Annotated in this window: 7 protein-coding genes; 1 reads left to right on the forward strand and 6 read right to left on the reverse strand. The window is 59.8% G+C overall.

What is annotated here, in order from left to right:
- Positions 1-47: 47 nt before the first annotated feature.
- On the reverse strand, positions 48-923 hold the full coding sequence (gene sdaAA, locus J3353_RS06840) for an L-serine ammonia-lyase, iron-sulfur-dependent, subunit alpha (protein ID WP_156074213.1): 876 nt from the start codon (positions 921-923) through the stop codon (positions 48-50).
- A 2-nt stretch (positions 924-925) separates the two neighbouring features.
- Positions 926-1609, reverse strand: a complete 684-nt coding sequence (gene sdaAB / locus J3353_RS06845) for an L-serine ammonia-lyase, iron-sulfur-dependent subunit beta (RefSeq protein ID WP_097773071.1) — start codon at positions 1607-1609, stop codon at positions 926-928.
- Between the two features lie 155 nt (positions 1610-1764).
- On the opposite strand from sdaAB, the gene tig reads away from it, so the two are divergent.
- On the forward strand, positions 1765-3060 hold the full coding sequence (gene tig, locus J3353_RS06850; protein WP_156068539.1) for a trigger factor: 1296 nt from the start codon (positions 1765-1767) through the stop codon (positions 3058-3060).
- Positions 3061-3130: 70 nt separating this feature from the next.
- Here the strand turns inward: tig and J3353_RS06855 are convergent, their stop codons facing one another.
- The 4 genes from J3353_RS06855 to galE all read right to left on the reverse strand — a co-directional run bounded on the left by J3353_RS06855 (position 3131) and on the right by galE (position 8121).
- The gene (locus J3353_RS06855; RefSeq protein WP_005929000.1) at positions 3131-3910 is read right to left on the reverse strand and encodes a sulfite exporter TauE/SafE family protein; all 780 of its coding nucleotides are present in this window, start codon (positions 3908-3910) and stop codon (positions 3131-3133) included.
- Position 3911: 1 nt separating this feature from the next.
- A complete protein-coding gene (locus J3353_RS06860; RefSeq protein WP_370569177.1) occupies positions 3912-4355 on the reverse strand; it encodes a MarR family winged helix-turn-helix transcriptional regulator in 444 nt (147 codons plus the stop codon).
- Between the two features lie 180 nt (positions 4356-4535).
- The gene (feoB, locus tag J3353_RS06865; protein WP_207684488.1) at positions 4536-6878 is read right to left on the reverse strand and encodes a ferrous iron transport protein B; all 2343 of its coding nucleotides are present in this window, start codon (positions 6876-6878) and stop codon (positions 4536-4538) included.
- A 217-nt stretch (positions 6879-7095) separates the two neighbouring features.
- Positions 7096-8121, reverse strand: a complete 1026-nt coding sequence (gene galE, locus J3353_RS06870) for a UDP-glucose 4-epimerase GalE (RefSeq protein ID WP_035393228.1) — start codon at positions 8119-8121, stop codon at positions 7096-7098.
- Between the last annotated feature and the right edge of the window lie 381 nt (positions 8122-8502).

Genomic DNA, 8502 nt, shown 5'->3' on the forward strand with positions numbered 1-8502 from the left:
ACGTCTTTTCGTTTTTTCAGTATTCTTCGTAATTCTTCGCGCGGACCTCAGGCTTCCTCTGCCAGACGCTCGGCGATGCGGACACCGGTCGGCGTTGCGGCAAGGCCGCCCTGGCCGGTCTCCCGCAGATCAGGGGAGAGCAGACTGCCCACGCGGCCCATGGCATCGATGACTTCATCGCAGGGGATGGCATAATCCACCCCCGCAAGCGCCATATTGGCGCAGGAAACGGCGTTCACGGCACCAACAACATTGCGCTTGATGCAGGGCACCTCCACCAGACCGGCCACAGGGTCGCAGACTAGGCCCAGCAGGTTGCCCAGTGCCATAGCGGCAGCGGCGGCGCACTGCTCCGGGGTACCGCCCTTCAGGTGGCAGAGGGCGGCGGCGGCCATGGCGCTGGCGGCTCCTACCTCAGCCTGACAGCCTCCCTCGGCACCGGCCAGAGTGGCCCGGGCGGCGATGACCTGCCCGAAGCCTGCGGCCACATAGAGGGCTTCGCAGATGGCTTCTTCATCGGCTTCACCTGCACGGGCAAGGGGAAGCAGTACCGCCGGGAGCACACCGCAGCTGCCCGCTGTGGGGGCAGCAACGATCCGTTTCATGCAGGCGTTGCACTCAGCGGTCTTGAGAGCTTCGGCGGTCACCTCTGCAAGGTAATCCCCGCCATAGCTTCTGCCCGCCTGATGGGCCTGTTCCACCTTGGCGGCATCGCCGCCGGACAGGCCGCTGCGGCTGCGCTGAGCAGGGTCATAATCCCGGCTGGTGGCCTCCATCACATGCCACAGGTGATGCATGGCATGGCGGCTGGCCTCTTCGGTCAGGCGGCTCTCGGCCAGATCACTGCGCAGGATGGCCTCGGCAAGGGAGAGGTTCTGGCTGCGGGCAGCGGCCAGCATTTCTTCACAGGATAAAAAGGACATGGTCATTCCTCCGCGTCTTCTTCGGGCTCGTCGATGTTCAGGCAGGTCACCTTCAGGATGCCGGGCAGGGTCGCCAGCTTCCGTTCCAGCGGGTGGGGGATGTGGGAATCGCACTCCAGCACCATAACGGCATAGCCGCCGGTTCCTGCGCGGAACACCTGCATCGATGCAACGTTGATCCTGCGCACGGCAAGGCAGGTGGTCACCTCGGCGATGCAGCCGGGGGTGTCCTCATTGTGAATGATCAGGGTGTTGCTGTCGCCGCCGAAATCGGCGGGCACGCCGTCGATCTCGGTCACGCGGATGCGCCCGCCGCCCACCGAAGCGGCTTTCATGGAAAGCACCCGCCCCTCCCGGCCTGTCAGGGTGAGAACAGCGGTATTGGGGTGCGCAGAGCGCAATTCCACAGGATGGATCCGGAATGCCATGCCCTGCTCTGCGGCCAGGGCAAAGCTGTCGGGCAGGCGGGGGTCATCGGGCCGCAGGCCAAGCAGGCCGGCGACCAGGGCTTTATCCGTGCCATGTCCCTTTCCGGTGGTGGCAAAGCTGCCGTACAGGCCGATATCCGCCTGCACCGGGATCTCGCCCAAAAGCTTCTGGGCCGTGTAGCCGATCCGGGCGGCACCCGCTGTATGGCTGGAAGAGGGGCCGATCATAACCGGCCCGAGAACGTCAAACAAGCGCATCCGATGCACATCCTTTCGTGCTCCGCCGGGCAGAAATCGCCCGCTTCGCACTTTTTTCTCTCTTTTATTATACCGCTTTTGCCCCACTTGTGCTATAATAACTTTATTAATGTTTGAAATCGCTCCTTTGGGGGCAACACGGAGGTTGGATTCCTATGAAACTGGTAAGCGTGGAAACTCCCGAAAAGAGTGTCTGCAAGATGACCTTCAGCGCAACAGCTGAGGAGCTGGAGACCGCATCCAATGCGGTGTATGAGCGCACTCGCGCCAGCTACACCATCAAGGGCTTTGCCAAGGGCGAGGCCGACCGTGCTCAGATCGAGGCCGACCGCGGCGAGCACACATTCTGGTATGATGCCATCAACGACCTGATGGATCGCGATGTTCCTGCCCTGTACGAGGCCGCCATGGCCGAGCACGGCTTCAAGGCGGTGGATGATCCCAGCTATGACCTGGTCAGCGTTAAAAAGGACGAGGGCTTTGTGGCAACCGCCACCACCCCGCTGCAGCCGGAGCTGAACCTGACCCAGACCACCGGCTTCCATGTGGAGTGCGTGACCCCCGCCGTCACCGACAAAGAGATCGATGCCGTGCTGGAGCGCCGCCGCAATGCTGCCGCCGAGCTGGTGCCCCACAAGGGCCCGGCCGTCAAGGGCAACATCGTTCACATCGATTACGAGGGCCTGCTGGACGGCAAGCCCTTCCAGGGCGGTTCCGCACAGAACCAGACCCTGCAGCTGGGCAGCGGCCGGATGATCCCCGGCTTTGAGGACGGCATTCTGGGCCACAAGGGCGGCGAGGAATTCGAGATCAACGTCACCTTCCCGGTACGCTATCACGTCAAGGACCTGGCCGGAAAGCCCGTTGTCTTTAAGATCAAGCTGATCGATGTCTGCGTCCGCCAGCTGCCCGCCCTGAACAGCGATTTTGCCAAGAAGGTGGGCAAGGTGGACACCATGGAAGCGTTCCGGGAGCAGGTGCGCAAGCAGCTGCATGACGGCAAGCATGCCAGCGCCCTGAACCGCGCCAAGGATCAGGTGCTGACCCAGCTGGCCTCTGCCGCTGAGGGCGAGCTCCCCAGCGTTCTGGTGGAGAGCACCTACCAGCAGGAGATGCAGAACATCCAGCAGCAGCTCCAGATGCAGCGCATGAGCCTGGACCGCTACCTGAGCCAGATCCACCAGACCCGCGAGAACTTCACGGCCAACGTTCACGCCGCCGCCGAGAAGAACACCCGCGCCCGGATGGCTCTGCTGCAGGTCGCCCAGAACGAGGGTCTGGTGCCCACCGATGAGGAGATCACCAAGAACCTGCAGGAGCGCGCCGACCGCACCAAGAAAACGCTGGAAGAGGTCAAGGCCAACGCCAACATCCCCGCCATGCAGCGTAGCGAGGCCATCCGCCGCGCCGCCGACTGGGTGATTGAGCACTCCACCATCGAAGAAAAGTAATTTTCAAAAGTACAACAAAAAAAGCCTGTCTCCAAGGAATTTCGGGAGACAGGCTCTTTTCTTTTGCGGTTTATTTTGTCAGGAGATTGAAGCCCATGACCACGATGCCCAGCACGACCAGAACGATGCCGGTTGCACGGTTCAGGGTCTTGGCATCGGCCTTATTGGCAAAGACAGCGGCGATACGGGCCCACAGCAGGGTGAACAGAACGCAGAGGATGAACACGGTCCAGTCCGGTGCGCCGCCGATGGTAAAGTGGGAGACCGCGCCGGTCAGGGCGGTGAAGGTCATAATGAACACGCTGGTGCCCACGGCAGTCTTGAGCTCGTAACCCAGCACACTGGTCAGGATGAGCAGCATCATCATGCCGCCGCCGGCACCGATAAAGCCGCAGATCATCCCGATGACCACACCGCAGACGATAGACTGGAGGGCACGCTTCTTAGCAGAGACCCCCTGCATGGCTTCTTTTGTGGTCATAACGGGCTTGACGATGAATTTAATGCCCAGCAGGAACGTCATAAACACCGAAAAGCTGCCCATGGTGGTGGAAGGCACCAGGCTTGCCACCCAGCTGCCCACCACGGTGAACAGCAGCACGCTGGCCATCATAATCAGGCCGTTCTTGATATCAAGGTTCTTGTTTTTGTGGTAGGTGTAGGCAGACACCGCACTGGCCAGCACATCCGAGGAAAGGGCAATACCGACCGCCATGTAGGGGTCCATCCCCAGGAAGGTGATGAGCATCGGGCTGATGACAGCGGCGGCGCTCATGCCCGCAAAGCCGGTGCCCAGGCCCGCGCCCATCCCGGCAAAAAAGGTAACAATGATGGTAAATAGCAGGTTCATCTTATTCTTCTCCTTCCAAGATCGCATCCAGGTTTTCGTTCATTGTATCGATGACTTCAAAAAATATCTCGAGTTTTTCTTCCTCCAGCCCTGCCATCAGGCGACGGATGAAATCATCCTGCATCCTGCGGCCCTGTTCGATGATGGACTGCGCCTTTTCGGTGCAGGCAAGCTCCGTTTTGCGGCGGTCACCCGGCACCGGGCGACGCTCCAGAAAGCCCTCCTGCACCAGCCTGTCCACATTCACCGAGACAAGGTTCGCCTTGATGTGGCGCACCTCCACGATATCGCGGGCGGTCGTGTAGTTGGGGTTGTTGGCAAGGAACATCAGGATATCAAACGCTGTCTGCGGCAGGTGCAGCTTCTGGCACAGCGGCTTGCAGACAGCGCTGTACACAAGGCCCGTCTTGTTGGCAAATTCCACACTGGGGTTCAGCTCACGCATTCCGCACCCTTCTTTCTCTCTTTTTGCATTGTTCATTTTTGAAGTATTTTAGCACAGGGAATCTCTGTTGTCAAGGGCAGGCAGCGTAAAATCTCCTGCTCCATATACTTTGTCCAACGCAAAAAGCCCGCACCATGAAGATTTTCACGGTACGGGCTTTTGATATGCTTCAGGGCAGGGTCACAGCACTGCCACGGCGAGGAACCGCACAACGAGCGCGGCAAGCCATGCCACAACGCACTGGTTTACGACCATAACAGTGGCCCAGCGGCCGCCCATCTCCCGCTTGACCGATGCCACAGCGGCGATGCAGGGAGTATAGAGCAGGCAGAACACCAGCAGGGGAGCCGCTGCCGCCGGGCTGAGCGCCGCGCCCAGTGCGGCAGCGGAGCCATACAGGATGGTAAGGGTAGAGACAACGCTCTCCTTTGCCATAAAGCCGGTGATCAGCGCCGTGGACACCCGCCAGTCGCCAAAGCCCAGCGGTGCGAACAACGGCGCGATGCCGCTGGCGATCCAGGCCAGGATGCTCTCCTGCGGGTCTGCGGTCAGGCTGAGCTGGAAGTCAAAGTTCTGCAGGAACCAGATGACGATGGTTGCCAGGAAGATGACCGTAAAGGCACGCTCGAGGAAATCCCGGGCCTTTTCCCAGAGCAGCTGGGCCACATTTTTCAGGCCGGGCAGGCGGTAGTTGGGCAGCTCCATAACAAAGGGCACGGCCTCGCCTTTGAACAGCGTTCCCTTGAGCAGAAAGGCCATTCCGATGCCCACAAGGATGCCCAGAAAATACAGGCCCACCATGACCAGTGCGGCGTACTCCGGGAAGAAGGTCACCGCAAACAGGCTGTAGATCGGGAGCTTGGCCGAGCAGCTCATAAAGGGCGTGAGCAGGATGGTCATTTTCCGGTCCCGCTCCGAGGGCAGCGTGCGGCTTGCCATCACGCCGGGGACCGTGCAGCCAAAGCCGATGAGCATGGGCACGATGCTGCGGCCCGAAAGACCGATGCGCCGCAGCAGCTTGTCCATCACAAAAGCCACGCGGGCCATATAGCCGGTATCCTCCAGCAGGGAAAGGAAGAAGAACAGGGTCACGATGATGGGCAGGAAACTCAGCACACTGCCCACACCGGTAAAGATGCCGTCGATCACCAGCGAATGCACTGCATCGTTGACGTTCCACGCCGTCAGGGCATTGTCCACAAGGATCGTCAGGTTCTCAATGCCCAGTTCCAGCAGGCTTTGCAGCCCCGCGCCGATCACGCCGAAGGTCAGGTAGAAAACCAGCGCCATGATGCCCACAAACGCCGGGATCGCCGTATATTTTCCGGTGAGGAAGCGGTCGATCCTTGCGCTGCGCAGCTGCTCCTTGCTCTGGTGGGGCTTTACCACGGTCTGATTCACCAGCTGGTGGATAAAGTGGAACCGCATATCTGCAATGGCGGCGGCGCGGTCCAGGCCGCGCTCCTGCTCCATCTGCAGGATGATATGCTCGATCATCTCTTTTTCGTTCTGATCCAGCTTCAGGGCCTCCTCAATGCGGGGGTCGCCCTCCACCAGCTTTGTGGCGGCAAAGCGCACCGGGATCCCCGCCGCCCGGGCGTGGTCCTCGATGAGGTGGATGATGCCGTGGATGCAGCGGTGAACCGCACCGCCGTGGTCATCCTCGCCGCAGAAGTCCATCCGGCCCGGGCGCTCCTGATACTTTGCCACATGGATGGCGTGATCCACCAGCTCATCCACGCCCTCGTTCTTGGCGGCGGAAATGGGGACCACCGGGATGCCCAGCATCGCTTCCATCTCGTTGATGTTGATGGTGCCGCCGTTGCCGCGCACCTCATCCATCATATTCAGTGCCAGCACCATGGGGGTGTCCAGCTCCATCAGCTGCATCGTTAAGTACAGATTGCGCTCGATGTTGGTGGCATCCACGATGTTGATGATGCCCGTGGGCTTTTCGCCAATGATGAACTGGCGGGTCACGATCTCCTCGCTGGAATAGGGCGACATGGAGTAGATGCCGGGCAGGTCGGTGACTTCGGTATCAGGGTGCTCCCGGATGGCACCGCTCTTGCGGTCCACCGTCACGCCCGGAAAGTTGCCCACATGCTGGTTGGAGCCGGTGAGCTGGTTGAACAGGGTCGTTTTGCCGCAGTTCTGATTTCCGGCCAGCGCAAATGTCAGCACCGTTCCATCCGGTAGCGGGTGTTCGCCCTTTTTGGTGTGGTAGCGGCCGCCCTCACCCAGGCCCGGGTGCTCCACCATCCGGCCGGCCTTCCGTGCCGGGGCCGCTGCGGGTGCTTCCGCCGGGGTGATCTCGATCCGTGCCGCATCGTCCAGCCGCAGGGTCAGCTCATAGCCGTGGATCTGCAGCTCCATGGGGTCCCCCATGGGCGCGAATTTCACCAGCGTGACCTTCTCGCCGGGGATCAGCCCCATATCCAGAAAATGCTGGCGGAGTTCTCCCGTTCCGCCCACTGTATCGATCACGGCACTTTCGCCGATCTTCAGTTCCTTTAATGTCATGGCAGATGCCTTTCCTTCGACAAAATGTTAGTGTATGTGAACAGTCTTAATATAAGCTAACTCAAAGGCATTGTCAAGGCAGGAAGCGGCAAAAATTCTCGCCTGTCCCCGCTGTTTTTTGTGGAAATCCTTCTCCTGTTCCGGCAGGTTTCCGGGCAAAAAGAAAACGCACCCCTGAATTTTCACGTTCAAAGGTGCGTTTTGAGAACAATTCTGTTTACTTCACGGTGTGGTAGCCATCGGGGTTGTTCTTCTGCCAGTTCCAGCTGTCGGCACACATCTCCTCGATGCCGTACTCAGCCACCCAGCCCAGCTCGTTCTTGGCCTTGGTGGGGTCGGCATAGCACTCGGCGATATCGCCTGGGCGGCGGGGATCGATCACATAGGGGAGCTTCTTGCCGCAGGCCTTCTCAAAGGCATGGATGACATCCAGCACGCTGTAACCGTGGCCGGTGCCCAGGTTGCAGATGAACAGGCCGCAGTTGGTCTGCAGCTTCTTGATGGCGCAGACATGGCCCCGGGCCAGGTCAACCACATGGATGTAATCGCGCACGCCGGTGCCGTCGGGGGTGGGGTAGTCGTTGCCAAAGACGTGCACCTTTTCCAGCTTGCCCACGGCCACCTTGGCGATGTAAGGCATCAGGTTGTTGGGGATGCCGTTGGGGTCCTCACCGATCAGGCCGGACTTGTGGGCACCGATGGGGTTGAAGTAACGGAGCAGGGCCACGTTCAGGGTGGGGTCAGCCTTGCAGACATCGGTCAGGATGCGCTCAGTAAAGGCCTTGGTGGTGCCGTAGGGATTGGTGGTGGCACCCACGGGGAAGTCCTCGGTGATGGGCACGCTGGCGGGGTCGCCGTAGACGGTGGCGGAGGAGCTGAACACGAAGTTGCGGCAGTTGTGGCGGCGCATCACGTCCAGAATGACCAGCGTGCAGTTGAGGTTGTTATAGTAGTACTCGATGGGCTTGGAGACGCTCTCGCCCACAGCCTTATAGGCGGCAAACTGGATGACAGCATCGATATCAGGGCACTCGGTGAAGATCTTCTCCACGTCCTCGTGCTTTGTCATATCAGCCTGATAGAACCGGAAGTCCTTGCCGGTGATCTGCTTGACCCGATCCAGCACCACGGGGGAAGCGTTGTAATAGTTATCTGCCACCACGATGTCAAAGCCAGCGTTCAGCAGTTCGATACAGGTGTGGCTGCCGATATAACCGGCACCGCCGGAAACCAAAATTGCCATAAAAGTACCTCTCTTCTCGTCACCAAAGTTGCTTGCGCGGGGCAGGCCCGCCTTCTGCCACAAGGATACAACGTTTTGGCCGCAGAATCAAGTAACGGGAATTTTATAAGGATGGATTTTTGTTTCCAATTATTTTTCCGCGCATTGATTTACAAGCGTTTTTTGTTTTTTGCACATGGAGTGATGGAACGCTTTGTGCAAATCAGAGAAAAAGGCCCTCCCGGGCAAAGCTGTCAGGCTTTGCCTGAGAGGGCCGGATCTTACAGCTTCCCGCACTGTTTGCCGGTGAAGAACCGCAGAGTGGTGTTGGCACGGAACACTTTCCCGGCCCGCAGGGCGGTGGAGGGGAACTCCGGGTGGGAGGGGCTGCAGGGGAAATGC

This window comes from Faecalibacterium sp. Marseille-Q4137 (assembly GCF_017377535.1).
Classification (GTDB): domain Bacteria; phylum Bacillota; class Clostridia; order Oscillospirales; family Ruminococcaceae; genus Faecalibacterium; species Faecalibacterium duncaniae.

Excerpts from the sequence above, each read along its gene's own strand:
- sdaAA (WP_156074213.1), bottom strand. The coding sequence starts at position 923 with ATGTCCTTTTTATCCTGTGAAGAAATGCTGGCCGCTGCCCGCAGCCAG.
- galE (WP_035393228.1), bottom strand. The coding sequence starts at position 8,121 with ATGGCAATTTTGGTTTCCGGCGGTGCCGGTTATATCGGCAGCCACACC.
- feoB (WP_207684488.1), bottom strand. The coding sequence starts at position 6,878 with ATGACATTAAAGGAACTGAAGATCGGCGAAAGTGCCGTGATCGATACA.
- sdaAB (WP_097773071.1), bottom strand. The coding sequence starts at position 1,609 with ATGCGCTTGTTTGACGTTCTCGGGCCGGTTATGATCGGCCCCTCTTCC.
- tig (WP_156068539.1), top strand. The coding sequence starts at position 1,765 with ATGAAACTGGTAAGCGTGGAAACTCCCGAAAAGAGTGTCTGCAAGATG.
- J3353_RS06860 (WP_370569177.1), bottom strand. The coding sequence starts at position 4,355 with ATGCGTGAGCTGAACCCCAGTGTGGAATTTGCCAACAAGACGGGCCTT.
- J3353_RS06855 (WP_005929000.1), bottom strand. The coding sequence starts at position 3,910 with ATGAACCTGCTATTTACCATCATTGTTACCTTTTTTGCCGGGATGGGC.